The 22,457-nt window shown below is 60.9% G+C and carries 30 protein-coding genes; 10 read left to right on the forward strand and 20 right to left on the reverse strand.

What is annotated here, in order from left to right; translation table 11 throughout:
- Positions 1-9 precede the first annotated feature (9 nt).
- Positions 10-864 (forward strand): RNA polymerase sigma factor RpoH, encoded by an 855-nt coding sequence (gene rpoH, locus AB1J88_RS22540; RefSeq protein ID WP_003229146.1) that lies wholly within the window; start codon positions 10-12, stop codon positions 862-864.
- A gap of 206 nt (positions 865-1,070) precedes the next feature.
- Here rpoH and mtgA read toward each other — a convergent pair whose 3' ends face one another.
- Positions 1,071-1,793, reverse strand: coding sequence for a monofunctional biosynthetic peptidoglycan transglycosylase (gene mtgA / locus AB1J88_RS22545; RefSeq protein WP_430292017.1), 723 nt, complete (start codon positions 1,791-1,793; stop codon positions 1,071-1,073).
- Between the two features lie 74 nt (positions 1,794-1,867).
- On the opposite strand from mtgA, the gene AB1J88_RS22550 reads away from it, so the two are divergent.
- The 4 genes from AB1J88_RS22550 (at position 1,868) to trmB (ending at position 4,110) form a co-directional block, all read left to right on the forward strand.
- A complete protein-coding gene (locus AB1J88_RS22550) occupies positions 1,868-2,239 on the forward strand; it encodes a DUF423 domain-containing protein (RefSeq protein WP_041063556.1) in 372 nt (123 codons plus the stop codon).
- Positions 2,240-2,319: 80 nt separating this feature from the next.
- Positions 2,320-2,520, forward strand: a complete 201-nt coding sequence (thiS, locus tag AB1J88_RS22555; RefSeq protein WP_161794890.1) for a sulfur carrier protein ThiS — start codon at positions 2,320-2,322, stop codon at positions 2,518-2,520.
- 60 nt (positions 2,521-2,580) lie between these two features.
- Positions 2,581-3,375: a thiazole synthase gene (locus tag AB1J88_RS22560; RefSeq protein WP_007964131.1), complete on the forward strand. Its 795-nt coding sequence runs from the start codon at positions 2,581-2,583 to the stop codon at positions 3,373-3,375.
- A gap of 9 nt (positions 3,376-3,384) precedes the next feature.
- Positions 3,385-4,110 carry a tRNA (guanosine(46)-N7)-methyltransferase TrmB gene (gene trmB / locus AB1J88_RS22565; protein ID WP_222017900.1) on the forward strand — a complete coding sequence of 242 codons (726 nt, stop codon included), beginning with the start codon at positions 3,385-3,387 and terminating at the stop codon, positions 4,108-4,110.
- A 129-nt stretch (positions 4,111-4,239) separates the two neighbouring features.
- Here trmB and AB1J88_RS22570 read toward each other — a convergent pair whose 3' ends face one another.
- The 11 genes from AB1J88_RS22570 to AB1J88_RS22620 form a co-directional block, all read right to left on the reverse strand.
- A complete protein-coding gene (locus AB1J88_RS22570; RefSeq protein WP_430292018.1) occupies positions 4,240-4,788 on the reverse strand; it encodes an RNA 2'-phosphotransferase in 549 nt (182 codons plus the stop codon).
- Positions 4,789-4,918: 130 nt separating this feature from the next.
- On the reverse strand, positions 4,919-5,242 hold the full coding sequence (locus AB1J88_RS22575) for a DUF3392 domain-containing protein (protein ID WP_003229134.1): 324 nt from the start codon (positions 5,240-5,242) through the stop codon (positions 4,919-4,921).
- A gap of 28 nt (positions 5,243-5,270) precedes the next feature.
- A complete protein-coding gene (hemW, locus tag AB1J88_RS22580; RefSeq protein WP_430292019.1) occupies positions 5,271-6,473 on the reverse strand; it encodes a radical SAM family heme chaperone HemW in 1,203 nt (400 codons plus the stop codon).
- A complete protein-coding gene (gene rdgB, locus AB1J88_RS22585) occupies positions 6,470-7,066 on the reverse strand; it encodes an RdgB/HAM1 family non-canonical purine NTP pyrophosphatase (protein WP_041063545.1) in 597 nt (198 codons plus the stop codon). Before rdgB ends, hemW begins: the two co-directional genes overlap by 4 nt.
- A complete protein-coding gene (locus tag AB1J88_RS22590; RefSeq protein WP_086792263.1) occupies positions 7,063-7,497 on the reverse strand; it encodes a DUF4426 domain-containing protein in 435 nt (144 codons plus the stop codon). Before AB1J88_RS22590 ends, rdgB begins: the two co-directional genes overlap by 4 nt.
- A 26-nt stretch (positions 7,498-7,523) precedes the next feature.
- Positions 7,524-8,144 carry a methionine biosynthesis protein MetW gene (metW, locus tag AB1J88_RS22595; RefSeq protein WP_047297140.1) on the reverse strand — a complete coding sequence of 207 codons (621 nt, stop codon included), beginning with the start codon at positions 8,142-8,144 and terminating at the stop codon, positions 7,524-7,526.
- 7 nt (positions 8,145-8,151) lie between these two features.
- On the reverse strand, positions 8,152-9,291 hold the full coding sequence (gene metX, locus AB1J88_RS22600) for a homoserine O-succinyltransferase MetX (protein ID WP_430292020.1): 1,140 nt from the start codon (positions 9,289-9,291) through the stop codon (positions 8,152-8,154).
- Between the two features lie 230 nt (positions 9,292-9,521).
- A complete protein-coding gene (locus AB1J88_RS22605; protein WP_430292021.1) occupies positions 9,522-9,815 on the reverse strand; it encodes a DUF167 domain-containing protein in 294 nt (97 codons plus the stop codon).
- Positions 9,812-10,402: a YggT family protein gene (locus AB1J88_RS22610; protein WP_027610578.1), complete on the reverse strand. Its 591-nt coding sequence runs from the start codon at positions 10,400-10,402 to the stop codon at positions 9,812-9,814. Before AB1J88_RS22610 ends, AB1J88_RS22605 begins: the two co-directional genes overlap by 4 nt.
- Before the next feature lie 10 nt (positions 10,403-10,412).
- On the reverse strand, positions 10,413-11,231 hold the full coding sequence (gene proC / locus AB1J88_RS22615; protein ID WP_027610579.1) for a pyrroline-5-carboxylate reductase: 819 nt from the start codon (positions 11,229-11,231) through the stop codon (positions 10,413-10,415).
- A gap of 28 nt (positions 11,232-11,259) precedes the next feature.
- Positions 11,260-11,946: a YggS family pyridoxal phosphate-dependent enzyme gene (locus AB1J88_RS22620; protein WP_430292022.1), complete on the reverse strand. Its 687-nt coding sequence runs from the start codon at positions 11,944-11,946 to the stop codon at positions 11,260-11,262.
- A 56-nt stretch (positions 11,947-12,002) separates the two neighbouring features.
- Between AB1J88_RS22620 and AB1J88_RS22625 the strand changes: the two genes are divergently transcribed.
- Positions 12,003-13,037, forward strand: coding sequence for a type IV pilus twitching motility protein PilT (locus AB1J88_RS22625; protein WP_422610248.1), 1,035 nt, complete (start codon positions 12,003-12,005; stop codon positions 13,035-13,037).
- A gap of 96 nt (positions 13,038-13,133) precedes the next feature.
- Here AB1J88_RS22625 and AB1J88_RS22630 read toward each other — a convergent pair whose 3' ends face one another.
- Positions 13,134-13,760: a C40 family peptidase gene (locus tag AB1J88_RS22630; protein WP_086792257.1), complete on the reverse strand. Its 627-nt coding sequence runs from the start codon at positions 13,758-13,760 to the stop codon at positions 13,134-13,136.
- A 248-nt stretch (positions 13,761-14,008) separates the two neighbouring features.
- Here AB1J88_RS22630 and AB1J88_RS22635 point away from each other — a divergent pair, with 248 nt between their 5' ends.
- The gene (locus AB1J88_RS22635; RefSeq protein WP_041063521.1) at positions 14,009-14,440 is read left to right on the forward strand and encodes an NINE protein; all 432 of its coding nucleotides are present in this window, start codon (positions 14,009-14,011) and stop codon (positions 14,438-14,440) included.
- 153 nt (positions 14,441-14,593) lie between these two features.
- Here AB1J88_RS22635 and AB1J88_RS22640 read toward each other — a convergent pair whose 3' ends face one another.
- From AB1J88_RS22640 to gshB, 7 genes are all read right to left on the reverse strand, one after another.
- Complete coding sequence (locus AB1J88_RS22640; protein WP_198759796.1) at positions 14,594-15,865, reverse strand: dihydroorotase; 1,272 nt, start codon at positions 15,863-15,865, stop codon at positions 14,594-14,596.
- On the reverse strand, positions 15,862-16,866 hold the full coding sequence (locus AB1J88_RS22645) for an aspartate carbamoyltransferase catalytic subunit (protein ID WP_041063517.1): 1,005 nt from the start codon (positions 16,864-16,866) through the stop codon (positions 15,862-15,864). Before AB1J88_RS22645 ends, AB1J88_RS22640 begins: the two co-directional genes overlap by 4 nt.
- A 28-nt stretch (positions 16,867-16,894) precedes the next feature.
- Complete coding sequence (gene pyrR / locus AB1J88_RS22650) at positions 16,895-17,401, reverse strand: bifunctional pyr operon transcriptional regulator/uracil phosphoribosyltransferase PyrR (RefSeq protein WP_027610583.1); 507 nt, start codon at positions 17,399-17,401, stop codon at positions 16,895-16,897.
- An 81-nt stretch (positions 17,402-17,482) separates the two neighbouring features.
- A complete protein-coding gene (gene ruvX / locus AB1J88_RS22655) occupies positions 17,483-17,920 on the reverse strand; it encodes a Holliday junction resolvase RuvX (protein ID WP_003229101.1) in 438 nt (145 codons plus the stop codon).
- On the reverse strand, positions 17,920-18,492 hold the full coding sequence (locus AB1J88_RS22660; RefSeq protein ID WP_011336368.1) for a YqgE/AlgH family protein: 573 nt from the start codon (positions 18,490-18,492) through the stop codon (positions 17,920-17,922). Before AB1J88_RS22660 ends, ruvX begins: the two co-directional genes overlap by 1 nt.
- A 235-nt stretch (positions 18,493-18,727) precedes the next feature.
- Positions 18,728-19,627, reverse strand: coding sequence for an energy transducer TonB (locus tag AB1J88_RS22665; RefSeq protein WP_041063513.1), 900 nt, complete (start codon positions 19,625-19,627; stop codon positions 18,728-18,730).
- Positions 19,628-19,734: 107 nt separating this feature from the next.
- The gene (gene gshB, locus AB1J88_RS22670) at positions 19,735-20,706 is read right to left on the reverse strand and encodes a glutathione synthase (RefSeq protein WP_430292023.1); all 972 of its coding nucleotides are present in this window, start codon (positions 20,704-20,706) and stop codon (positions 19,735-19,737) included.
- Positions 20,707-20,931: 225 nt separating this feature from the next.
- Here gshB and pilG point away from each other — a divergent pair, with 225 nt between their 5' ends.
- Genes pilG through AB1J88_RS22685 form a run of 3 tightly spaced genes read left to right on the forward strand, consistent with a single transcriptional unit; the run spans position 20,932 to position 22,312 of the window.
- Complete coding sequence (gene pilG, locus AB1J88_RS22675) at positions 20,932-21,336, forward strand: twitching motility response regulator PilG (protein WP_003229093.1); 405 nt, start codon at positions 20,932-20,934, stop codon at positions 21,334-21,336.
- A gap of 60 nt (positions 21,337-21,396) precedes the next feature.
- Positions 21,397-21,762, forward strand: a complete 366-nt coding sequence (pilH, locus tag AB1J88_RS22680; protein WP_025109154.1) for a twitching motility response regulator PilH — start codon at positions 21,397-21,399, stop codon at positions 21,760-21,762.
- A 10-nt stretch (positions 21,763-21,772) separates the two neighbouring features.
- Positions 21,773-22,312 (forward strand): chemotaxis protein CheW, encoded by a 540-nt coding sequence (locus AB1J88_RS22685; protein WP_007964098.1) that lies wholly within the window; start codon positions 21,773-21,775, stop codon positions 22,310-22,312.
- The last annotated feature ends 145 nt before the right edge of the window (positions 22,313-22,457 follow it).

Here is a 22,457-nt window from a genome sequence, read left to right on the forward strand (position 1 = left end):
TTTTTTCGCATGACCAATTCTTTGCAACCTGCGTACGCGTTGGTTCCGGGTGCGAACCTGGAAGCCTATGTGCACACCGTCAACAGCATTCCATTGCTGACGCCGGAGCAGGAGCGTGAACTGGCCGAGAGTCTCTACTATGAGCAGGATCTTGGGGCGGCTCGGCAGATGGTGCTCGCCCACCTGCGATTTGTCGTACACATCGCCCGTAGCTATTCCGGCTACGGTCTGGCTCAGGCTGACCTGATCCAGGAAGGCAACGTCGGCCTGATGAAGGCTGTAAAGCGCTTCAACCCGGAAATGGGTGTGCGTCTGGTGTCGTTCGCCGTGCACTGGATCAAGGCGGAAATTCACGAGTTCATCCTGCGCAACTGGCGCATTGTGAAAGTCGCGACCACCAAGGCCCAGCGCAAGCTGTTCTTCAACCTGCGCAGCCAGAAGAAGCGTCTTGCATGGCTGAACAACGAGGAAGTCCACCGTGTGGCGGAAAGCCTCGGCGTCGAACCGCGTGAAGTGCGCGAGATGGAAAGTCGCCTGACCGGCCATGACATGGCTTTCGACCCGGCTGCAGAAGCTGACGACGACAGTGCTTTCCAGTCGCCGGCCAACTATCTGGAAGACCACCGGTACGACCCGGCGCGTCAACTGGAAGATGCCGACTGGAGCGACAACTCCAACCACAACCTGCACGAAGCGCTGGAAGTGCTGGACGAGCGTAGCCGTGACATCCTCTACCAGCGCTGGCTGGCAGAAGAGAAAGCCACGCTGCACGACCTGGCACAGAAGTACAACGTGTCGGCCGAGCGGATCCGTCAGCTCGAGAAGAGCGCGATGAACAAGCTCAAGTTGTCGATCGCCGCGTAACCGGCGCTCAGGCAAACAAAAACGCCCCGATCAGCGATGATCGGGGCGTTTTTTTATGCGCATATGTCAGGGCGGCATTAATCCCTGTGGGAGCTGGCTTGCCAGCGATGGCGTCGGGTCAGTCATGTAGATGGTGGCTGAACTACCGCTATCGCGGGCAAGCCCGCTCCCACAGGGATTTTCAGTGTCTATAAGAACAGTGAGGGCTATTGCGCCCAAGGCGCCCGACGCGAATCATCCAGCCCCAGCAAATAACTGGTCCCGCCCAACTGGCTCATCTGCTGGCGAATCCACCCGGCCCGGCGCGATACATAAGCTGTCGGATGGCTCGCACTCCACACGCGCGGGTTAGGCAGCACCGCCGCCAGATAACTCGCCTGCTGCCGCGACAGTGACTTGGCGCTCACACCAAAGTGATGGCGCGCCGCCGCTTCGGCACCAAACACCCCGTCATCCCACTCGACGCTGTTCAGATAAACCTCAAGAATCCGCTGCTTGGGCCAGAACACTTCAATCAGTGCAGTAAACCAGGCCTCCAGGCCTTTGCGCAGATAGCTGCGCCCCGACCACAGAAACAGGTTCTTCGACACTTGCTGGCTCAGGGTGCTGGCGCCGCGAATCGAACCGCCGAGTTCGTTGTGGGCCAACGCCGCCTGGATCGCGCCGAAGTCAAAACCCCAGTGCTCGGGAAATTTCTGATCTTCGCCGGCCATGACCGCGACCTTGAGGTCATCGGAGATCTCGTCCCACGGTTTCCAGGTGCGCTGCAGGTCAATCGGCTCGCCGTCGACCCAGGATTCAACCTTGCGCTCGACCATCAGCGCCGTGCCCGGCGGCGGCACGAAGCGAAACAGCAACACCAGCAATACACTGCCGCCCGCGAACCAGAGCAGGGCCTTCGTGAGACGACGCAAAAGTGAACGCAGCATAGAGATGGCTTGGCCGAACCGATGGAGCGGGCCATTATACAGACCCTGCCGAACGAGTCTGACTGGAGTTCCACATGCTGCGTGGCTTTCTGATGCTGGCCGCTTTCTTTGGTTTTACCGGTGTGGGCCTTGGCGCCTTCGCCGCTCATGGCCTGAAAAACCGCCTGACCCCCGAGTATCTGGCGATTTTCCACACTGGCGTGACCTATCAGCTGGTGCACGCTTTGGCGTTGTTTGGTGTTGCACTGTTGGCCTCGCAGATTCAGGGGCGTCTCGTCGCTTGGGCGGGGGCATCGTTCACCCTCGGTATCCTGCTGTTCTCCGGCAGTCTGTATGTGCTGACCACCACCGGCATCAGCAAGCTCGGCATCATTACCCCGTTCGGCGGTCTGGCGTTTCTGGTCGGCTGGCTGTGCCTTGGGCTTGCCGCCTGGCGCCTGCAGTAAACCGCTTGACGCTTGGTGCTGACCTTTAGGTCATGATCGGGCTAGAATGCCACCCCCTAAAAATGATGGCGGCCTGGCGCATGCGCATTCAGTTGAACGGCGAATCCCTTGAACTGCCCGACGGTGAAACCGTTGCGGCCCTGATTGCCCGTATGGACCTGACCGGTCGGCGGGTGGCAGTTGAACTCAATCTGGATATCGTCCCGCGCAGTCAGCATGCCGACACCGTTCTCAATGACGGCGACCATGTTGAAGTGGTGCACGCCATCGGCGGCGGCTAGTCGCCCGGCCCGCAAGGGCACAGAATTCTGCAAGACCCTCACCCCTAAAGAGGATTCCCCATGAGCATCGTTCGTAGCGACAAGCCTTTCGTCCTGGCCGGTCGTACTTACCAGTCGCGTTTGCTGGTCGGTACCGGCAAGTACCGTGACATGGAAGAAACCCGCCAGGCCATCGAAGCCTCGGGTGCCGAGATCGTCACTTTCGCCGTGCGCCGCACCAACCTGGGCCAGATCGAAGGCGAGCCGAATCTGCTCGAAGTGCTGTCGCCGGATCGCTACACCTTCCTGCCGAACACCGCCGGTTGCTACGACGCTATCGAGGCCGTGCGCACCTGCCGCCTGGCTCGTGAACTGCTCGATGGTCACAATCTGGTGAAGCTGGAGGTGCTGGCTGACCAGAAAACCCTGTTCCCCAACGTGATCGAAACCCTCAAGGCCGCGGAAACGCTGGTCAAGGAAGGCTTCGACGTGATGGTTTACACCAGTGATGACCCGATCATCGCTCGCCAACTGGCGGAAATCGGCTGCATCGCGGTCATGCCGCTGGCCGGTCTGATCGGTTCCGGTCTGGGGATCTGCAACCCGTACAACCTGCAGATCATCCTCGAAGAAGCCAAGATTCCGGTGCTGGTGGATGCCGGTGTCGGTACCGCCTCCGACGCCACCATCGCCATGGAACTGGGCTGTGACGCGGTGCTGATGAACTCGGCCATCGCCCATGCTCAGCAACCGGTGATGATGGCCCAAGCCATGCAACACGCGATCGTCGCAGGCCGCTTGGCCTACCTCGCCGGCCGCATGCCGAAAAAACTCTATGCCAGCGCCTCTTCGCCGCTGGATGGTCTGATCAAGTAAGAGCCATTGATGACTGAATCGAACGACACGCCTCTCCAGACGGAAGAGGGCGACGAGCGCCAACACCGCCGCATCAAGAGCTTCGTGATGCGCGCCGGGCGCATGACCGAAGGCCAGCAACGTGGTCTGGACCAGGGCGCGCCGCTGTACGTGCTGCCGCTGGCCGACGCGCCGGTGGATTACGATCAAGTGTTCGGCCGTTCGGCGCCGCGCTCGCTGGAGATCGGTTTCGGCATGGGCCATTCGTTGCTGGAAATGGCCGCGGCGGCGCCGGATGAGGACTTCATCGGTGTTGAAGTGCACCGTCCGGGTGTTGGCGCGCTGCTCAACGGCGTGCTGACTCAGGGCCTGACCAACCTGCGCGTCTACGATTGCGACGCGATCGAAGTGCTCAACCGCTGCATCGCCGACAACAGCCTCGATCGCCTGATGCTGTTCTTCCCGGACCCGTGGCACAAGAGCCGTCACCACAAGCGTCGCATCGTTCAGGCGTCCTTCGCCGAACTGGTGCGCAGCAAGCTGAAGGTTGGCGGCATCCTGCACATGGCCACCGACTGGGAACCGTACGCCGAGTACATGCTGGAAGTGATGAACGTCGCCCCGGGTTACCGCAACCTCGCCGAAGACGGCAAATGCGTACCGCGCCCGGCCGAACGCCCGATCACCAAGTTCGAACGCCGCGGCGAACGTCTTGGGCATGGCGTGTGGGATCTGAAGTTCGAGAAAATCGCTTAAGCAACATGCAATAAAAACGGTGGGAGCGAGCTTGCTCGCGAATGCGATGGATCATTCAACGCTGAGTTGACTGACACTACGCCTTCGCGAGCAAGCTCGCTCCCACAGTTGTTTTGGGTGTTCGAGAAATTACAGGGTAGAGATGAAGCGCACCGGTACATGCTCTGTCAGCCAGACGCCGTTTTCGGCATGAAAGAACTTGAAGCCCTGTTCTTCCATCTGCCGTGCGGCGACTTGCAGAATCACCACGGTGCCATAGCGCTTCCCGACGGCCGAAGCGGTGCCGATGTCTTGGGAAAGGTGCACGTGATGGCGTGATCCCGGGATCAGACCCTGTTCTTTGATTGAATCAAGAAAGCGCGTTGCTGTGCCGTGATACAGCGTTTGCGGTGGCTGTTTCTGCTCGAACTGCAGATCCACGCTTTTCGTTGAGTGGCCCTGAACCGCACGAATCAGTTGGCCGTCCTCGGAAATCGAGAAGCGCTTCTTGTCGCTACTTGTCACGATCGCTTCAATCAGTTCGCGATCCAGTTCACGACCGTCACGCGCAGCGCCGCTGATCAGTGCGTCGATATTCGCCCAGCCTTCAGAATCCAGCACCAGACCGATCGCCTGAGGTTCGTGGCGCAATACGAAGCTGAGAAATTTGCTTGTCTCGTCCAACAGTTTTTTGCTCATGAACTTCCCTGTCTCTTGACGCAATCGAATGTAGGAGCTGCGGCACGCTGCGATCTTTTGATCTTGATTTGAAGATCAAAAGATCGCAGCGTGCCGCAGCTCCTACAGTTGTTTTGGGGGTACTGAAAGATCAGCGGCGGTCGGCGACTACGCCTATCAACACCAGCACCACCAGCAACACCGGCGCCAGGCTGTAGTTGTTGAACTGGCTTAGGCCCTTGACCACCCACGGCGTCGCGTAGATCAGCGCGGCACCGCTGCCGATCACGCACAGCAGGGCCATCAACGGTACGCGCAGGGCGCCGGCGATGCTGCCCAGGCGTTGCTCGACCCAGCCTTTGAAGTCGGCACCGAACAGCACCAGCAGGCAGCCCACCAGGGCCAGGGCGATTTCCGAGAGATTGCTGCGACTCCAGCGGGACACGGTAGCGAGCAGGTCGAGTATCAAATCCATGGGTTTTTCCTTGGGGCGGGCGTCAGGCTCAGCTCAGAAATTTCTGCAGCAAGTCGTTGAGGAACAGTTGTCCGCGCTCGGTGGCCGCCAGACGTGACGGTTCGACCTGCATCAGGCCGCTTTGTTCGGCCTCGCGGCGGTGTTCGGCGAGACTTTCCAGCGGCAGGCCGGTGCGTTCCGGATACAGGCGCGATTCCACCCCGGCCGTCAGGCGCAGGGCATTCATCAGGAACTCGAATGGCATCTCATCGTTGCTCAGCGCTTTTTCGCCAGCCTGGAAGCTCTTGGCCGGGTTGAGATAGTCCTTTGGCAAGCGCGTCTTCCAGGTGCGCACAATGCGCCCGTCCGGATGGCTGAGCTTGCCGTGGGCGCCGGCGCCGATGCCGATGAAGTCGCCGAAACTCCAGTAATTGAGGTTATGCCGTGCCGGGCGTCCGGGCTGGGCGTAGGCCGAGACTTCGTATTGTGCGTAACCGTGCGCGGCCAGCAGCGCTTGTCCGGCTTCCTGAATGTCCCACAGCGTGTCGTCTTCCGGCAGCACCGGCGGCTGGTTCCAGAACACCGTGTTCGGTTCCAGCGTCAGCTGATACCAGGAGATGTGCGTCGGTTTCAGTTCGATGGCCTGGCGCAGATCGCTCAAGGCATCGTCCAGCGACTGGTCGGGCAGGCCATGCATCAAATCGAGGTTGAAGTTATCGAACCCGGCCTGACGCGCCATACCTGCCGCGCGCACCGCTTCGTCGCCGTTGTGGATACGGCCGAGGGCTTCGAGTTTCTGCTGCTGGAAGCTCTGGATGCCGATCGACAGGCGATTGATCCCCAGCTTGCGGTACGCGACGAACTTCTCTTGCTCGAAGGTGCCTGGATTGGCCTCCAGGGTGATCTCGATGTCGTGCGCAAACGGGATGCGCTGCTCGACGCCTTTGAGCAGGCGCCCGAGGGCTTCGGCGCTGAACAGACTCGGCGTACCGCCACCGAGGAAGATCGAACTGATTTCACGGCCATACACCGCGTGCAGGTCCTGATCGAGATCGGCCAGCAACGCGTCGACGTATTCCACTTCCGGCAGCACCGGGCTGGCGGTGTGCGAGTTGAAGTCGCAATACGGGCATTTGCGCACACACCACGGAATGTGGATGTACAGCGCCAGAGGCGGCAGCGTCGGCAGCGGCGCCCGAGGCGAAGAGGCGCCGCCGATGATCAGCGACGACGCGGGGTGACTATCGGTCATTTCAAACCCAGACGCTGGCGCAGCAGATCCATTGCACGGGCGCGGTGGCTGATCTGGTTTTTGTCGGCCGGGCTCAGTTCGGCGCTGGACACGTCACGCTCCGGCACCCAGAACAGCGGGTCGTAGCCGAAACCGTGCTCGCCGCTGGCGGCGGTCAGGATGCGCCCGTGCCACAGGCCTTCGCAGAGGATCGGCAGCGGATCATCGGCATGCCGCACCAGTGCCAGCACGCAGACGAACTGCGCACCGCGCTCGGCTTGCGGCACGTCTTTAAGCGCGTCGAGCAGTTTGGCGTTGTTCGCCGCATCACCCTTGCCGTCGGCATAGCGCGCCGAGTAGATGCCCGGCGCGCCGCCAAGGAAATCCACCGCCAGGCCGGAATCGTCCGCCAGCGCCGGCAGCCCGGAGATGCGCGCGGCATTGCGCGCCTTGAGGATCGCGTTCTCGACGAACGACAGACCGGTTTCTTCCGGTTCGACCTTGCTCCATTCGCCGATCGAGCGCAGTTGCACCGAATCGCCGAGCATGGCCTGGAGTTCCTTGAGTTTGCCGGCGTTATGGCTGGCCAGTACGAGTTGCGTGAGGTTCATCATTCGCCGGGAAAGAGTTCTTGGTTGAAGTTGATGGTGTTGATCTTGTCGCCGTTCTGCACCTTGATTTCAAAGGTGCGGGTCTCCTGCTGCTCCACCGGGTACTGGGCGATGTAGTAGATCGCGCCTTGTTCGGTGACCTGGCGGAAGTTCAGGGTCACGCTCTGGCTGGTCAGGTCTTTGATCGTGCCAGTGACGTTGGCGATCAGCGGTTTGCCGTCCTTGATCACCGAGACGTTGATCACGCCCTGGTTCTTGCTGCGGATCAGCTCGGCTGCCTTGGCGATCTCGGGTGTCAGGAAGGTCGAGTTGAAGGTGTTGTAATGCACGGTAACGTCACCGAACACTTCCTTGCGTTCGCCCTTGATGGCATCGGCGGCCACCGCCGACAGACTCAGGCAGGCGGCCAATAGCACAGTAATCAAGCGACCCATGATCGTTCTCCTCGAAATGTCGTGGTTCAGACCGCGATCCGATGATCTGCAAGCACCGGGCTGCTGACGCGGTAGATACCAATCTCACCTAACAGATTAGGCCATAGCTTACTGGCCCACCCGTGGCGGTGCTGTTGATCCACGGCAAGCCGATCAATGACCTTCGCATCACGTTCGCGACAAAGTTCTTCAAAGTCTTCGAAGGTGCAGAAGTGAATGTTCGGCGTGTTGTACCAGGTGTACGGCAGAAATTCCGACACCGGCATGCGGCCCTTGCTTGCCAGATACCAGCGGCAGCGCCAGTGACCGAAGTTGGGGAAGGTGATGATGCACTGACGACCGACCCGGAGCATTTCGTCGAGGATCTTGTCCGGGTAATGCACGGCTTGCAGGGCCTGGGTCATGACGACGATGTCGAAACTGTTGCTGGCGAAGTTGCCCAGGCCCTTGTCCAGGTCCTGCTCGATGACGTTGATGCCCTTGGCCACGCATTCGGCGATGTTGTCGGCGTCGTTTTCCAGGCCATAACCGGTGACGTTCTTGTTGTCGCGCAGCCAGGTCAGCAGTTCGCCGTCGCCGCAGCCGAGGTCGAGCACGCGGCTGCCGGCGGGGATCCATTCCTGGATGATTTCCAGATCAGCTCTCATGGCTTGTTCACACCGTAATTCGGTTCATGTAATTGCCGAACGCCTGCAAATAGCGCGGGATCGGAATCAGGAAGGCGTCGTGGCCCTGTGGCGCATCGATTTCCAGATAGCTCACGTCTTTGCGTGCCGCCATCAGCGCGTCCACCAGTTCCCGCGAGCGGGCCGGGGAGAAGCGCCAGTCGGTGGTGAATGACATCACGCAGAACTTGGCGGTGGCGTTTTCAAAAGTTTTCGCCAGGTTATCGTCGAAGTTCGCCGCCGGATCGAAGTAGTCCAGCGCCTTGGTCATCAACAAATAGGTGTTGGCATCGAAACGCCCGGAGAATTCTTCACCCTGATAGCGCAGATAGCTTTCGACCTGGAACTCGACGCTGTGGAAGTCGTAGTTGAGCTTTTCGCTCTTCAGGCCGCGACCGAATTTTTCGCCCATCGAGTCGTCGGACAGGTAGGTGATGTGCCCGACCATCCGCGCCAGCATCAGCCCGCGCTTGGGGATCACGCCCGCTTCCTGGAACGAGCCACCGTGGAACTCCGGGTCGGTGAGGATCGCCTGACGCGCGACTTCGTTGAAGGCGATGTTCTGCGCCGACAGCTTGGGCGCTGAGGCGATAGCCAGGCAGTGACGCACGCGATCCGGGTAGGTGATCGTCCACTGCAAGGCCTGCATGCCGCCGAGGCTGCCACCGATCACGGCGGCGAACTGACGAATGCCGAGCCGGTCAGCCAGACGCGCCTGGCTGTGCACCCAGTCTTCCACGGTGAGCACCGGGAAGTCGGCGCCGAATGGCTTGCCGGTTTCCGGATTGATACTGCTCGGGCCGGTGGAGCCGTTGCAGCCGCCCAGATTGTTCAGGCTGACCACGAAGAATTTGTTGGTGTCGATCGGTTTGCCCGGGCCGATGCAGCTGTCCCACCAACCGGGCTTGCGGTCGTCGACGCTGTGATAGCCGGCGGCATGATGATGCCCGGACAAGGCGTGGCAGATCAGCACGGCGTTGCTCGCCTGTGCGTTCAGCGTGCCGTAGGTTTCGTAGATCAGGTCGTAGGCGGGCAGCGAACGGCCGCAGGCCAAAGCCAGAGGTTCACTGAAGTGCGCCGTTTGCGGCGTCACCAGACCAACAGAATCGGGGGGAAAGGCAGCTGGCATCGACCCTGCTCTCGTTGAAATGAGGCGTAAGTCTAAAGACCGGGGGGGTTAGCGGCAAGCAACGATAAGGCCTGATCGTTGATTGAACGAAGTCCTTGTGGTGAGGGGATTTATCCCCGATGGCTGCGTAGCAGCCCTGCCATCTTTGGCCGTGCCGGAAGAATGGGGTTGGCAACAACAAGGGGGCCGCTTCGCGACCCATCGGGGATAAATCCCCTCACCACAGTGGATCAGGCTGGACGCATCAATCCGGGCAAATCCGGCAGCTTCTTCGGCGAGCAGATCTTCACCCGTTTCTGCCGGTTCAACTCGCCGCTGAGCAAACTGACCTGGCTTTTGGACACGCCAAACGCCTTGGCCAGAAAACCCATCAGATACGCATTGGCCTTGCCCTCGACCGGCGGCGCCGTGAGGCGGATCTTCAGGCGATCGCCGTGCAGCCCGGCGAAATCATCGCTGCGGGCTGCCGGTTGCAGATGACATTCGAGGATCAAGTCGTCCCCGTCCCAGCGAAACCAGCTCACATCAGCAGGCGCAGGATTTCCGGCATCATCGTCATCGCCGCCAGATTGTTGATCACCAGCATGTCGATCAGCTTCAGCGCGAGGAAGGCGAAGATCGGCGACAGGTCCAGACCGCCGAGGTTCGGCAGAATCTTGCGGAACGGTGCCAGCGCCGGCTCGCAGATCTGGTTGACCAGTTCAGCGCCCGGGTTGTGGCTGCCTGGGGCGACCCACGACAGGATCACGCTGATGATCAGGGCGAAGAAGAAGATCTTCAGGAACAGCGCGGTCACGCCGATGATCGACCAGATGAACAGTTGCAGCGGGTTGCCGGTGGTGCCGTAGGTCAGCAGCAGGGTCAGGGCCATCAAGGCCAGTTGCACCAGAATTGCCAGCACCAGCGAAGACATGTCGAGGCCGAAGATGCTCGGGATGATCCGGCGCAGCGGCTTGAGCAGCGGCTGGGTGGCCTTGACCACGAACTGGCACAGCGGGTTGTAGAAATTCGCCCGCACCAGTTGCAAAACGAAGCGCAACAGCACGATCAGCAGGTACAGACTGCCGAGGGTTTGCAGCACGTAAACCGCTGCAGTGTTCAATCCAATCATGTAAGGCTCCTTATTTGCCCAGTTGTTCGGCCATTTCGGCCGAGCGGTGCGCGGCGGCGCCGAGTGCTTTTTCTACCAGGGCTTCGAAGCCGTTAGCCTGGAATGATTTGATCGCGGCCTCTGTGGTGCCATTTGGCGACGTCACGCGGCGGCGCAGTTCGGCAGCGTCGACATCGCTGGATACCGCCATGTGCGCGGCGCCCAGTGCCGTTTGCAGGGTCAGTTGTTCGGCGATTTCCTTTGGCAGGCCGAGTTTGACGCCAGCGGCAGTCATCGCTTCGATCAGCAGGAAAAAGTACGCCGGACCGGAACCGGAGACGGCGGTCACGGCATCGAGTTGCTGCTCTTCGTCCAGCCACAGCGCAATGCCCACGGCGGACAGCAGCTCTTCAGCCTGCTGACGCTGTTCGGCAGTCACTTCGCTGGTGGCGTACAAACCGCTGACGCCCTGACGCAGCAGCGCCGGGGTGTTCGGCATGCAGCGCACGATTGGCTGCTCGCCGAGCCACGCGGTCATGCTCGCGCAGGTGATGCCGGCGGCGATCGACACCACCAGTTGCTGCGGTTTCAGGCTCGGGCGGATGGCTTCGCACACGGCTTTCATCGCCTGTGGCTTGACCGCCAGCACGATCACGTCGACACCGTCGATGGCCTGGGCGTTGTCGGCGAAGGTTTCGATGCCATGTTCGGCACTGACGCGCTGGCGGGTCTCTTCGCCCGGATCGCTGGCGCGAATGTGGCTGGCTTGCAGACCCTTGGCCCGCAGGCCGCCGATCAGACTGGCGGCCATGTTGCCGGCACCGATAAAGGCAATACGTGTGTTGCTCATGTCAGGTCCTTTTTCAGATGGCTGTCGGTCATTGCTGACCGTAATCTCTGGCACCAAACAGGGCGGTACCGATCCGCACCCAGGTGGCGCCTTGGGCAATGGCCGACTCGAGGTCGTGGCTCATGCCCATGGAAAGTGTGTCGAGCGGCAGATTCAGGCTGGCCTGCAAACGTTGCACGGCAGCAAAAGCGGCGTCTTGTTCGGCGCGATCTTCGGTCGGCTCGGGAATCGCCATCAGCCCGCGCAATTTCAGCCGGGGCAGGGTGCTGATGGCCTCGGCCAGCGCCGGCAGGTCGGCCGGGGTGCAACCGGACTTGCTGGCTTCACCGCTGACGTTGACCTGAATGCAGATGTTCAGCGGCGGCAGCTCGGCCGGGCGCTGTTCGGACAGGCGTTGGGCAATTTTCAGGCGATCCACGGAGTGCACCCAGTCGAAATGCTCGGCGATGGCGCGAGTCTTGTTCGATTGAATGGGGCCGATGAAGTGCCAGATCAAGGGCAGGTCGGCCAGTTCGAGCTGTTTGCCCAAGGCTTCCTGCAGATAGTTCTCGCCAAAGTCGCGCAGGCCGGCGGCGTAGGCTTCACGCAGGGCCTGCGCCGGTTTGGTTTTGCTGACGGCGAGCAACTGGACGCTGTGTTCGTCACGACTGGCCGCTTTGGTCGCGGCCTGGATACGCGAACTAACCTGGAGAATGTTGTCTGCTATCGTGGACATCAAGAGGCGCCGGCGGTCTGAAGGTTCGCGGCATTCTACTGGAATTGAGGGACGCTATGGATATCACTGAACTGCTGGCGTTCAGCGCCAAACAGGGCGCTTCCGACCTGCACCTGTCGGCCGGTCTGCCGCCGATGATCCGCGTCGATGGCGATGTGCGGCGGATCAATCTGCCGGCGCTGGATCACAAGCAAGTGCACGAATTGATCTACGACATCATGAACGACACCCAGCGCGTCGACTTCGAGAAACACCTGGAAACGGATTTCTCGTTCGAGGTTCCCGGCGTCGCGCGTTTTCGGGTCAATGCGTTTAACCAGAATCGTGGCGCCGGCGCTGTGTTCCGCACCATTCCGTCGAAAGTGCTGAGCATGGAAGACCTCGGCATGGGCGATGTGTTTCGCAAGATCACCGATGCGCCACGCGGGCTGGTGCTGGTGACCGGGCCGACCGGTTCCGGCAAGTCGACCACGCTGGCGGCGATGATCGACTACCTCAACACCCATCGCCATCATCACATTCTCACCATCGAAGACCCCATCGAGTTCGTCCACGAATCGCGCAAATGCCTGATCAATCAGCGCGAAGTCCATCGCGATACCCGCAGTTTCGCCACGGCATTGCGCTCGGCGCTGCGCGAAGACCCGGATGTGATTCTGGTGGGCGAGATGCGCGACCTGGAAACCATCCGCCTCGCACTGACTGCCGCCGAGACCGGGCATCTGGTATTCGGCACGCTGCACACGACGTCGGCCGCCAAGACCATCGACCGGGTTGTCGATGTGTTCCCGGGTGATGAGAAGTCCATGGTGCGTTCGATGCTGTCCGAGTCGCTGCTGGCCGTGGTGTCGCAGACGCTGATCAAGAAGATCGGCGGCGGGCGGGTGGCGGCGCACGAAATCATGCTGGGAACGTCGGCGATCCGGAACCTGATCCGCGAGGACAAGGTGGCGCAGATGTATTCGGCGATTCAGACCGGTGGGTCGTTGGGGATGCAGACACTCGACATGTGCCTGAAGGATCTGGTGACCAAGGGCTTGATCAGCCGCGAGCATGCGCGGGAGAAGGCGCGTACGCCGGATAATTTCTAAAGGCCAAACGCAAAAGATCGCAGCCTTCGTCAGCTCCTACAGTGATTTGTGTAGGAGCTGCCGAAGGCTGCGATCTTTTGATCTTGATTAGAAAGCTTAGCGCTGAACCACGCGCATCTGCTTGCCGCCCGGTTCTTTCGGCAGCACACGTTTGGCAACCACGTAGTGCTGTTCCCAGTACGGCTTGTTCAGCGTATCGATGCTGACCGCTTTGCCACGGCGTGGTGCGTGGATGAAGCGGTCGTTGCCCAGGTAGATGGCAACGTGGTTGACCCGGCGGCTCTTGATGTTGAAGAAAATCAGGTCGCCCGGTTTCAGGTCCTTGCGTTCGACTTTCTCACCATGCCCGCTGGCCATGGCGTTAGAGGTGCGTGGCAGGTCGAACGTGGCGTCGTTGAATGCATATTTGACCAGACCGCTGCAGTCGAAGCCTTTACTTGGGCTGCTGCCGCCCCAACGGTAGGGAGTACCGAGGACGTTCACCGCACGGCTCAGGACGTTGCTGCTTTCCTTGTTGGCCATCGGTGGCACCAGCTTGCCGTGATTCTTGCTGGCGAGCGTGGTGTGTTTCGTTTGTTTGCTGCTCTTGCTCGAAGGAGCCGAAGCATGGGATTTAGGAGTGAAACCGTTAACGTTGGGAAGACGTTGCTCACGATTGGTGGCGTGGGCGGCCAGTGGCATTAATAGGCAAATAGTTAGCCATGTCTTGAAAAATGGTCGCATTAGGCGTGGCTCTTAGGTGGTAGCGCGCAACTTTATAACAGCTTTTTTGTCCCTTCCGAGGCCGTTGGTCGATTCCATCGGAGCGCAACGGAACCAAACAAGCGGCAAACGGACGCAATTGTCGGACAGAAGTCCGGTGCTATAAGGCTTTGACGGACGACACGGTAACATTTGCCGTACGTCGGCTACATGTAAAAAAGTCACAAAGAATTAAAGAAAATTTATCTATCGTGTGAATCGAGGTCTTCATGAACCGCTATCAGCAGGTCGCTGCACCGCAGGATACGCACAGCAAAATCATCGGTTATCTGCTGTGGATTTTTGGTTTCACCGGCGCTCACCGCTTCTATTACGGCAAGCCGGTGACCGGGACGATCTGGTTCTTCACCTTCGGTCTGCTGGGCATTGGCTGGCTGATCGACGTGTTCCTGATCCCGGCAATGGATCGCGAGGCGGATCTGCGTTTCACCGCAGGGCCGATCGAATACAACGTGGCGTGGATTCTGCTGACGTTCCTGGGCGTGTTCGGCGTGCACCGGATGTACCAGGGCAAGTGGATCAGTGGATTGCTGTATCTGCTGACCGGCGGGTTGTTCTTTGTCGGGGTGCTGTATGACTTCTGGACGCTGAATGATCAGGTTTCGGTGCGCAACGCGCAGAATCGCGGCGCCTTTCAGTAACCTGTGGCGAGGGGATTTATCCCCGATGGGGCGCGTAGCGGCCCTAAAACATTCAACCGCGGAGGAACTGAAATCACCGCGGTTGTAGATCGAGGGCTGCTGCGCAGCCCATCGGGGATAAATCCCCTTGCCACAATGTCCCTCAGCAGCCGGTTACGCCTGGTGGCTGATCCGCCCGTCCACCAGCGTATAGCGCACCACACCCGGCAGACTGTGCCCGAGGAACGGGCAGTTCTCGCCCTTCGACAGCCAGCCTTCGCCGGCCACGGTGGAGGCTTTCGGGTCGAACAGCACGATATCCGCCGCACCACCGACTTCCAGTTTGCCCGCCGGCAAACGCAGCGCGTCCGCAGGCCCAGTGCTCAGGCGCGCCAGCAGGGTCGGCAGGTCCAGCAAGCCATCCTCAACCAGCGTCATCGCCAGCGGCAGCAGCAATTCCACACTGCTGATGCCCGGCTCGGTCGCGCCGAACGGCGCCAGTTTGGCGTCGCGCTCATGCGGCTGGTGATGGCTGGAGATCGCCGAAATCACCCCTGACTTCACCGCCTCACGCAGGCCGTCGCGGTCGGCGCGGGTGCGCAGCGGCGGTTGCACGTGATACAGGCTGCTGAAGTCGATCAGCGCTTCATCGGTAAGGATCAGCTGATACAGGGCGACATCCGCCGTGACCTGCAAGCCACGGGCCTGCGCCTGAGCGATCAGGGCCACGCCGCGCGCGCTGGTCAACTGGCTGAAGTGCGCGCGCACGCCGGTCTGCTCGACCAGCAGCAGATCGCGAGCGAGGGCCACGGTTTCCGCAGTTTCCGGAATGCCCGGCAAGCCAAGGAAACTGGCAACGGCACCTTCATGGGCCAGACCGCCATCGGCCAGATCGTGATCCTGCGAATTGAAAATCACCGTCAGGTCGAAAGTGGCCGCGTAATCCAGTGCCCGGCACAGGGTGCGGGTGTTGCGGAAACTCTCCAGACCATTGCCGAACGCCACACACCCGGCGTCGCGCAGCGCCACCAGCTCTGCCAGCTGTTCGCCGTCCAGGCCTTTGCTCAGCGCGCCGATCGGAAACACCTTGGTGTTGCCGGCTTCGCGGGCGCGGTCGAGGATCAGTTCGGCCACGGCCGAGGTGTCGAGTACCGGTTTGGTTTTCGGCGGGCAGCACAGACTGGTCACACCGCCCGCCGCCGCCGCGCGGGTTTCGCTGACGATGCTGCCTTTGCGGCTGTAGCCCGGTTCGCGCAGGGCGACGTTCAGATCGACCAGCCCGGGCGCGGCAACGAGGCCTTGAGCGTCGATGGTTTCAACGGCAGTGAAACCGGCGGGTGCGGCGCCGAGGGCGACGATCTTGCAGGCTTCAACGTGGATATCGGTGATTTGATCCAGGCCGCTGCTTGGATCGATGACGCGGGCGCCGAGAATGCTGAGCTTCACTGGGCGTTCTCCTGCTCGAATTGACGTTGCGCTGTTTGCCCGCTCATGGCCATCGACAGCACGGCCATGCGGATGGCGATGCCGTAGGTGACTTGATTGAGGATCACCGAGTGCGGGCCGTCGGCCACCGCGGACTCGATTTCCACGCCACGGTTGATCGGCCCCGGGTGCATGACGATGCAATCGGGCTTGGCCCCGGCCAGACGTGCGGTGGTCAGGCCGAACAGGCGGTAGAACTCGCCTTCACTCGGCAGCAGGCCGCCGCTCATGCGCTCACGCTGCAGGCGCAGCATGATCACTACGTCGACGTCCTTGAGGCCTTCGTTCATGTCGGTGTAGACCTTGACGCCGTACTGCTCGATGCCGATCGGCAGCAGGGTCTTCGGCGCGATCACGCGGATGTCAGGGCAGCCCAGGGTCTTCAGGGCCAACATGTTCGAGCGCGCGACCCGCGAGTGCAGGATGTCGCCGACAATCGCCACCGAGAGGTTTTCGAAACCGCCCTTGTGCCGACGGATGGTGAGCATGTCGAGCATGCCCTGGGTCGGGTGCGCATGACGGCCGTCGCCGCCGTTGATGATCGCCACCTGCGGGCAGACATGCTCGGCGATGAAATGTGCGGCGCCGGAATCACCGTGGCGTACGACGAACATGTCGGCGGCCATCGCTTCGAGGTTGCGCAGGGTGTCGAGCAGGGTTTCGCCCTTGCTGGCCGACGAAGTCGACACGTTCAGGGTGATCACGTCCGCCGACAGCCGCTGGGCCGCCAGTTCGAAGGTGGTGCGGGTACGGGTGGAGTTTTCGAAGAACACGTTGCACACGGTCTTGCCGCGCAGCAACGGGACCTTCTTCACCGCCCGGGCACCGACTTCGAGGAACGAGTCGGCAGTGTCGAGGATTTCCGTCAGCAACTCGCGGCGCAGGCCGTCGAGCGAGAGGAAGTGGCGCAGCTGGCCCTGATCATTGAGCTGCAGCGGGCGCTTGGTATCTAGAGGCGTCATCGCGAGGGGGACTCTCAATAAGGGCGGGTTAGGAATTCAGGTCTTGCAGTTCGAGCGTCAGCGGCTCCGGGCCGGACAGCTTGACCCGCTCATTGGCGGCCAGCGACAGGGTCGCGCCGACCACGTTCGGGCGGATCGGCAGCTCGCCGGCGTCCAGGTCGAGCAGGCAGACCAGGGTCACGCTGGCCGGGCGGCCGTAGTCGAACAGTTCGTTCATGGCGGCGCGGATGGTCCGGCCGCTCATCAATACGTCATCGATCAGCACCAGGTGCTGGCCTTCGATCTCGAAGGGCAGGGCCGAGGGGCGCACTTGCGGGTGCAGGCCGTTCTGGCTGAAGTCGTCGCGGTAGAAGGAAACATCCAGCGTGCCCAATGGCGCATCGCTGGCCAATTCCTTGAGCAGGGCCTGCGCGACCCAGATGCCGCCGGTGCGGATGCCGATGTAACGCGGTTCGCTGATATCACGCTGTGCAAGGTGCGCCTTGAGGCGGGTCGCCATCTGGCTGATCAGATCGGCGGGATTGGGCAGGCTCATGGATGCTCCTTCGTGATTCCGAGCCGCGTCCTGCCGGACGTGGCTGGGTTTATAACCAAAAGAAAAGCGCCGAAGCGCTTGTCAGGATTCAAACAATGCAGTGTTTTCATCGAGCCAGCCCTGCAGCAGCAGAGCGGCGGCGATGGCGTCCACCGGGTTGTCGCGGTAACTGCCTTTCTGCCCGCCACGCACCAGTCGCTCACCCTTGGCTTCAAAGGTGGTCAGGCGTTCGTCGTGGGTATAGAAGGGCACATTGAAACGGCCATTGAGGCGGCGGGCGAATTTCTCCGCACGCAGGCACATCTCGCTGGGCGTGCCGTCCATGTTCAGCGGCAGGCCGACCACCACGGCGTCGGGCTTCCATTCCTTGAACAGCGCTTCGACCTGATTCCAGTCGGGCACGCCGTTCTGCGCTTTCAGGGTGCACAGCTCACGGGCCTGGCCGGTAATCACCTGGCCGACCGCAACGCCGATCTGTTTGGTGCCGTAGTCGAAGCCGAGAATCAGGCGCAGGGCCATCAGGCGTGCCCCGCCTGACTGGTCAGCAGGCTGAGGTTGATCCCCAGGTGCCGTGCCGCCGCTTCCAGGCGCAGCTCGCTGCTGGTGTTGAACAGGATGTCGGCGTCGTACGGGCAGGTCAGCCAGGCGTTGTCGGCCAGCTCGGCTTCCAGTTGCCCGGCTTCCCAACCGGCGTAGCCGAGGGTGATCACGCTTTTCGCCGGGCCCACGCCGTCAGCGATGGCGAACAGCACGTCCTGCGAAGTGGACAGCGCCAGATCACCTTCGAGCTCAACGGTGGCCTGAAAGGTCTTGCCGGCCGGGTGCAGGACGAAACCGCGATCAGTCTGCACCGGGCCGCCGATGAAGATCGGCACATGCTGGCACAGCGCTGGCGGATCGATGTCCGGGCGCAATTGCTCGAGGATGTCAGCCAGATTCAGCTCTTGCGGTCGATTGACCACCAGCCCCATGGCGCCATTGGCCGTGTGCTCGACGATGTAGGTCAAGGTGTGGGCAAAGTTCGGGTCGGCCATGTGTGGCATGGCGATCAGGAAGTGATGCTTGAGGTAGCTGGGGCTGACGTTTTTCATGAGCGATAGTGTGGCGTTCAAGGGGCGAACTGACAAGCTGAGGTTCAGAGAACAACGCAGATCCATTGTTGAAGTTGAACCTTTGTGGTGAGGGGATTTATCCCCGATGGGGCGCGAAGCGGCCCTCAATCCATTGACGTGATATGCCTGACATACCGCGTGTGCTGGTTTTGCAACTGCTTCGCAGCCGATCGGGGATAAATCCCCTCACCACAAAAAACCTGTATGCCGGCGGTCAGTTGCTGGAAAGCTTGTCGCCCCGGGCGAATTTCCAGGTGCGGATGATTTCCAGTCGGTCGATATCCGACAGATCGCCGGTAAACGGTGCAAACGGTGCCGCCAGTCGGACGATGCGCTGCGCCGCCTGATCCAGCAGCGGCTGGCCGGAGGACTCCAGCACCAGCACTTCATACAGCGAGCCATCGCGGTTGATCGAGACCATCAGGCGCAGGTTGCCGTAGATCTGCTTGCGCCGAGCTTCCTCGGGGTAATTGAGGTTGCCGATGCGCTCAACCTTCTTGCGCCAGTCGTCCTTGTACCAGGCGCCCTTGTCGCGCATGGTCGAGGCCGCGCTCAAGCGGTGAATGCGCGGGCGCTTGGCGTACAGTTGCTGTTCGTTGGCCAGTTCCGCTTCGAGGCTGGCGATGTCGCTGGACAGCTGCGAGCTGTCGAATGTCGGCGCGTTGACCGCGGGTTTGGTCTCGGTTTTGGTTTCTTCTTTCTTGGTCGGCGCCTTTTGCTGTTTCGGCGCCACGGTGGTCACCGCAGCCTTGGGCGCCGCTTCGCGCACTTCCGGTTTGGCGGCCGGGGGCGGGGTGACCTTCTTGACCTGATTGTCCTGGAACGGCGCGACCTCGGTGGTCTTGGGAATCGCCTTCTTGTCGAGGGTGCCGCTGCCTTCCTGGTTTTCCTGAGCGAGGAAATCAGCCTTTTTCGGCTTGGTTTCGCTCTTGAAGGTGGCGAGGGTGATTTCCAGGGTTTTGCTGATCTGCTTGGGCTCGACCATGGTAAAGCCGACGCCGAGCAGCAGCGCCAAATGAATCAGCGCCGCGAGAAACAGGGTAAATCCGAGGCGATCGGCCGGGCGCACGCCACGCTGGGCGAGTTCTGCGGGCAGATCGGACGGGAGGGTCATGACAAGAAAACCAACATCGCGTTTTTCAGAGGCTGCGCATGATAACGCAATGTTGGTTTCGCGCCTTGGGCTTCACGCTTCAAGCGACAGACTGCATGTGATGTGCATCAAGCTTGTGGCTTTTTGCCGGCGGCTTGCAGCTTCTTGTCGATCGCGTCCATCAGCATGCCGCCGATATCGGTACCGAAAGCGTTGTCGATTTCGCGGATGCAGGTCGGGCTGGTGACGTTGATTTCGGTGAGGTTTTCGCCGATCACGTCCAGACCGACGAACAGCAGACCTTTCTCGCGCAGGGTCGGGCCGACCTGGGCGGCAATCCAGCGATCCTTGTCGGTCAGCGGCCGCGCTTCGCCACGACCACCGGCCGCGAGGTTGCCACGGGTTTCGCCTTGAGCCGGAATTCGCGCCAGGCAGTAATCCACCGGCTCGCCGTCGATCATCAGGATGCGTTTGTCGCCGTCCTTGATCGCCGGCAGGTAGGCCTGGCCCATGATCTGCTGATTGCCGAGGGCGGTCAGGGTTTCCAGAATCACCGACAGGTTCGGGTCGCCGGCGCGATGACGGAAAATCGAAGTGCCACCCATGCCGTCCAGCGGCTTGAGGATTACGTCGCCATGCTTGGCGGCGAAGTCACGCAGCACATCGGCGCGGCGGCTGACGATGGTCGGCGGCGTGCACTGCGGGAACAGCGTGGCGAACAGCTTCTCGTTGCAGTCGCGCAGGCTCTGCGGTTTGTTGACCACCAGCACGCCGGCGGTTTCGGCCTGTTCCAGCAGGTAGGTGGAGTAGACGAACTCCATGTCGAACGGCGGATCCTTGCGCATCAGGATCACGTCCAGGTCGCTCAGCAGGTTGTCCTGCTCGGCGTCCAGTTCGAACCATTTTTCCGGGTTGGCGAAGACTTTCAGCGGCTTCATGCGCGCCCGGGCCTGACCTTCGGCCTGATACAGGTCGCGCTGTTCCATGTAGAACAGTTCCCAGCCACGCTTCTGCGCGGCCAGCAGCATGGCCAGCGAGCTATCCTTTTTATAGGAAATGCTGGCGATAGGGTCCATGACAATCCCGACGCGAACGCTCATTGGGTTTTCCTCGAAAATTGGCTACCGGATCGGTATTGAAAAAGTGCCGCCAGAGTGGCTCCGGGCGGGTTTTCGGTCAAGGAAAAACCCGTCGATAGATTGCATCTGGAGACTGTGCTAAAAAGGCTGGCATAGCGTGCTGGCCCTTGAGCATCAAGGGTTTCCAGCCATTACTCATCGCAAAACGGACAATTTGATTCGCAAAGGCGACGGTAGAGCCCCCTTATGGAACAGCAGTCCAGCGCCTTGAAGGTCATGGTGATCGATGACTCGAAAACGATTCGTCGCACCGCCGAAACGCTGTTGAAAAATGTGGGCTGCGAGGTCATCACGGCGATCGACGGTTTCGACGCCCTGGCCAAGATCGCCGACCACCACCCCGGGATCATTTTTGTCGACATCATGATGCCGCGTCTGGATGGTTATCAGACCTGCGCTTTAATCAAGAACAACAGTGCGTTCAAGGCCACGCCAGTGATCATGCTGTCGTCGCGTGACGGGCTGTTCGACAAGGCCAAGGGGCGGATTGTCGGTTCTGATCAATTTTTGACCAAGCCTTTCAGCAAGGAAGAACTGCTCGACGCGATTCAGGCCCACGTTCCGGGCTTTGCCGCCGTTTTGCCGCAGTAAGACACGTACAGTGACGCTCGGCCAGCGGGCCGGGTGTCGACAAGAAAAATGGGGAAGACCATGGCACGTATCCTGATCGTCGATGATTCGCCGACTGAAATGTACAAACTCACCGGCATGCTGGAAAAGCACGGCCATGAAGTGCTCAAGGCCGAGAACGGCGCCGACGGCGTGGCCCTGGCCCGTCAGGAAAAACCCGACGCAGTGTTGATGGACATCGTCATGCCCGGCCTCAACGGTTTTCAGGCCACCCGCCAGTTGACCAAGGATGCCGAGACCAGCCATATCCCGGTGATCATCATCACCACCAAGGATCAGGAAACCGACAAGGTTTGGGGCACGCGCCAGGGCGCGAAGGATTACCTGACCAAACCGGTCGAAGAAGACATGCTGATCAAGACCCTGAACAACGTGCTGGCCGGTTGATCGCGCGGCCATGAACCAGTCGCTGACCGCGTTCGAGCTGCTGTGGCAGATCGACCAGCGCTGCCGTCTGCTGGCGGCGGACCTGCCGTCGCAGCCCGGCCGTCAGGACCGCTGGAGCGGCATTGGTTTTCGCCTCGGCGAGCACTGGTACGTGACGCCGATGGGTGAAGTCAGCGAAGTGCTGCACGAACCACGCTGCACTCAATTGCCCGGGGTCAAGCCATGGGTCAAAGGGGTGGCTAACCTGCGTGGCCGCTTGCTGCCGATCATGGACCTGTGTGGTTTCTTCGGCCACGAACTGTCACCGCTGCGCAAACAGCGGCGTGTGTTGGTGGTGGAGCACAACGATGTGTTCGCCGGGTTGCTGGTGGATGAGGTGTTCGGTCTGCAGCACTTCGAGCAGGACAGCTTCGAACCGATCTCGATCAGCAAGCGCCAGGGCTCCAAGGCCGAGTTCGTCAAAGGCTATTTCCGGCGTGAGCAGAACTGGCGGGTGTTCAGCCTGTTTGCGCTGGCCAAATCGCCGGTGTTCATGAGCGTCGCGATATAGCCGAAGCACCATAAATCTATGGGGTGGGAGTCTGTGGCGAGGGGATTTATCCCCGATGGTTGGCGAAGCCAACCCAAAACCTGCATTCGCGATGTTCCAGATACCACTCAGTTTTGGGGCCGCTGCGCGACCCATCGGGGATAAA

Origin of the sequence: Pseudomonas sp. S8, from assembly GCF_050473925.1 — a bacterium.
Classification (GTDB): Bacteria; Pseudomonadota; Gammaproteobacteria; order Pseudomonadales; family Pseudomonadaceae; genus Aquipseudomonas; species Aquipseudomonas parakoreensis.

Bases quoted from the DNA above. Each gene is read 5' to 3' on its own strand.
- rpoH (WP_003229146.1), top strand. From the start codon at position 10: ATGACCAATTCTTTGCAACCTGCGTACGCGTTGGTTCCGGGTGCGAAC.
- mtgA (WP_430292017.1), bottom strand. From the start codon at position 1,793: ATGCTGCGTTCACTTTTGCGTCGTCTCACGAAGGCCCTGCTCTGGTTC.
- AB1J88_RS22550 (WP_041063556.1), top strand. From the start codon at position 1,868: ATGCTGCGTGGCTTTCTGATGCTGGCCGCTTTCTTTGGTTTTACCGGT.
- thiS (WP_161794890.1), top strand. From the start codon at position 2,320: ATGCGCATTCAGTTGAACGGCGAATCCCTTGAACTGCCCGACGGTGAA.
- AB1J88_RS22560 (WP_007964131.1), top strand. From the start codon at position 2,581: ATGAGCATCGTTCGTAGCGACAAGCCTTTCGTCCTGGCCGGTCGTACT.
- trmB (WP_222017900.1), top strand. From the start codon at position 3,385: ATGACTGAATCGAACGACACGCCTCTCCAGACGGAAGAGGGCGACGAG.
- AB1J88_RS22570 (WP_430292018.1), bottom strand. From the start codon at position 4,788: ATGAGCAAAAAACTGTTGGACGAGACAAGCAAATTTCTCAGCTTCGTA.
- AB1J88_RS22575 (WP_003229134.1), bottom strand. From the start codon at position 5,242: ATGGATTTGATACTCGACCTGCTCGCTACCGTGTCCCGCTGGAGTCGC.
- hemW (WP_430292019.1), bottom strand. From the start codon at position 6,473: ATGACCGATAGTCACCCCGCGTCGTCGCTGATCATCGGCGGCGCCTCT.
- rdgB (WP_041063545.1), bottom strand. From the start codon at position 7,066: ATGATGAACCTCACGCAACTCGTACTGGCCAGCCATAACGCCGGCAAA.
- AB1J88_RS22590 (WP_086792263.1), bottom strand. From the start codon at position 7,497: ATGGGTCGCTTGATTACTGTGCTATTGGCCGCCTGCCTGAGTCTGTCG.
- metW (WP_047297140.1), bottom strand. From the start codon at position 8,144: ATGAGAGCTGATCTGGAAATCATCCAGGAATGGATCCCCGCCGGCAGC.
- metX (WP_430292020.1), bottom strand. From the start codon at position 9,291: ATGCCAGCTGCCTTTCCCCCCGATTCTGTTGGTCTGGTGACGCCGCAA.
- AB1J88_RS22610 (WP_027610578.1), bottom strand. From the start codon at position 10,402: ATGATTGGATTGAACACTGCAGCGGTTTACGTGCTGCAAACCCTCGGC.
- proC (WP_027610579.1), bottom strand. From the start codon at position 11,231: ATGAGCAACACACGTATTGCCTTTATCGGTGCCGGCAACATGGCCGCC.
- AB1J88_RS22620 (WP_430292022.1), bottom strand. From the start codon at position 11,946: ATGTCCACGATAGCAGACAACATTCTCCAGGTTAGTTCGCGTATCCAG.
- AB1J88_RS22625 (WP_422610248.1), top strand. From the start codon at position 12,003: ATGGATATCACTGAACTGCTGGCGTTCAGCGCCAAACAGGGCGCTTCC.
- AB1J88_RS22630 (WP_086792257.1), bottom strand. From the start codon at position 13,760: ATGCGACCATTTTTCAAGACATGGCTAACTATTTGCCTATTAATGCCA.
- AB1J88_RS22635 (WP_041063521.1), top strand. From the start codon at position 14,009: ATGAACCGCTATCAGCAGGTCGCTGCACCGCAGGATACGCACAGCAAA.
- AB1J88_RS22645 (WP_041063517.1), bottom strand. From the start codon at position 16,866: ATGACGCCTCTAGATACCAAGCGCCCGCTGCAGCTCAATGATCAGGGC.
- pyrR (WP_027610583.1), bottom strand. From the start codon at position 17,401: ATGAGCCTGCCCAATCCCGCCGATCTGATCAGCCAGATGGCGACCCGC.
- ruvX (WP_003229101.1), bottom strand. From the start codon at position 17,920: ATGGCCCTGCGCCTGATTCTCGGCTTCGACTACGGCACCAAACAGATC.
- AB1J88_RS22660 (WP_011336368.1), bottom strand. From the start codon at position 18,492: ATGAAAAACGTCAGCCCCAGCTACCTCAAGCATCACTTCCTGATCGCC.
- AB1J88_RS22665 (WP_041063513.1), bottom strand. From the start codon at position 19,627: ATGACCCTCCCGTCCGATCTGCCCGCAGAACTCGCCCAGCGTGGCGTG.
- gshB (WP_430292023.1), bottom strand. From the start codon at position 20,706: ATGAGCGTTCGCGTCGGGATTGTCATGGACCCTATCGCCAGCATTTCC.
- pilG (WP_003229093.1), top strand. From the start codon at position 20,932: ATGGAACAGCAGTCCAGCGCCTTGAAGGTCATGGTGATCGATGACTCG.
- pilH (WP_025109154.1), top strand. From the start codon at position 21,397: ATGGCACGTATCCTGATCGTCGATGATTCGCCGACTGAAATGTACAAA.
- AB1J88_RS22685 (WP_007964098.1), top strand. From the start codon at position 21,773: ATGAACCAGTCGCTGACCGCGTTCGAGCTGCTGTGGCAGATCGACCAG.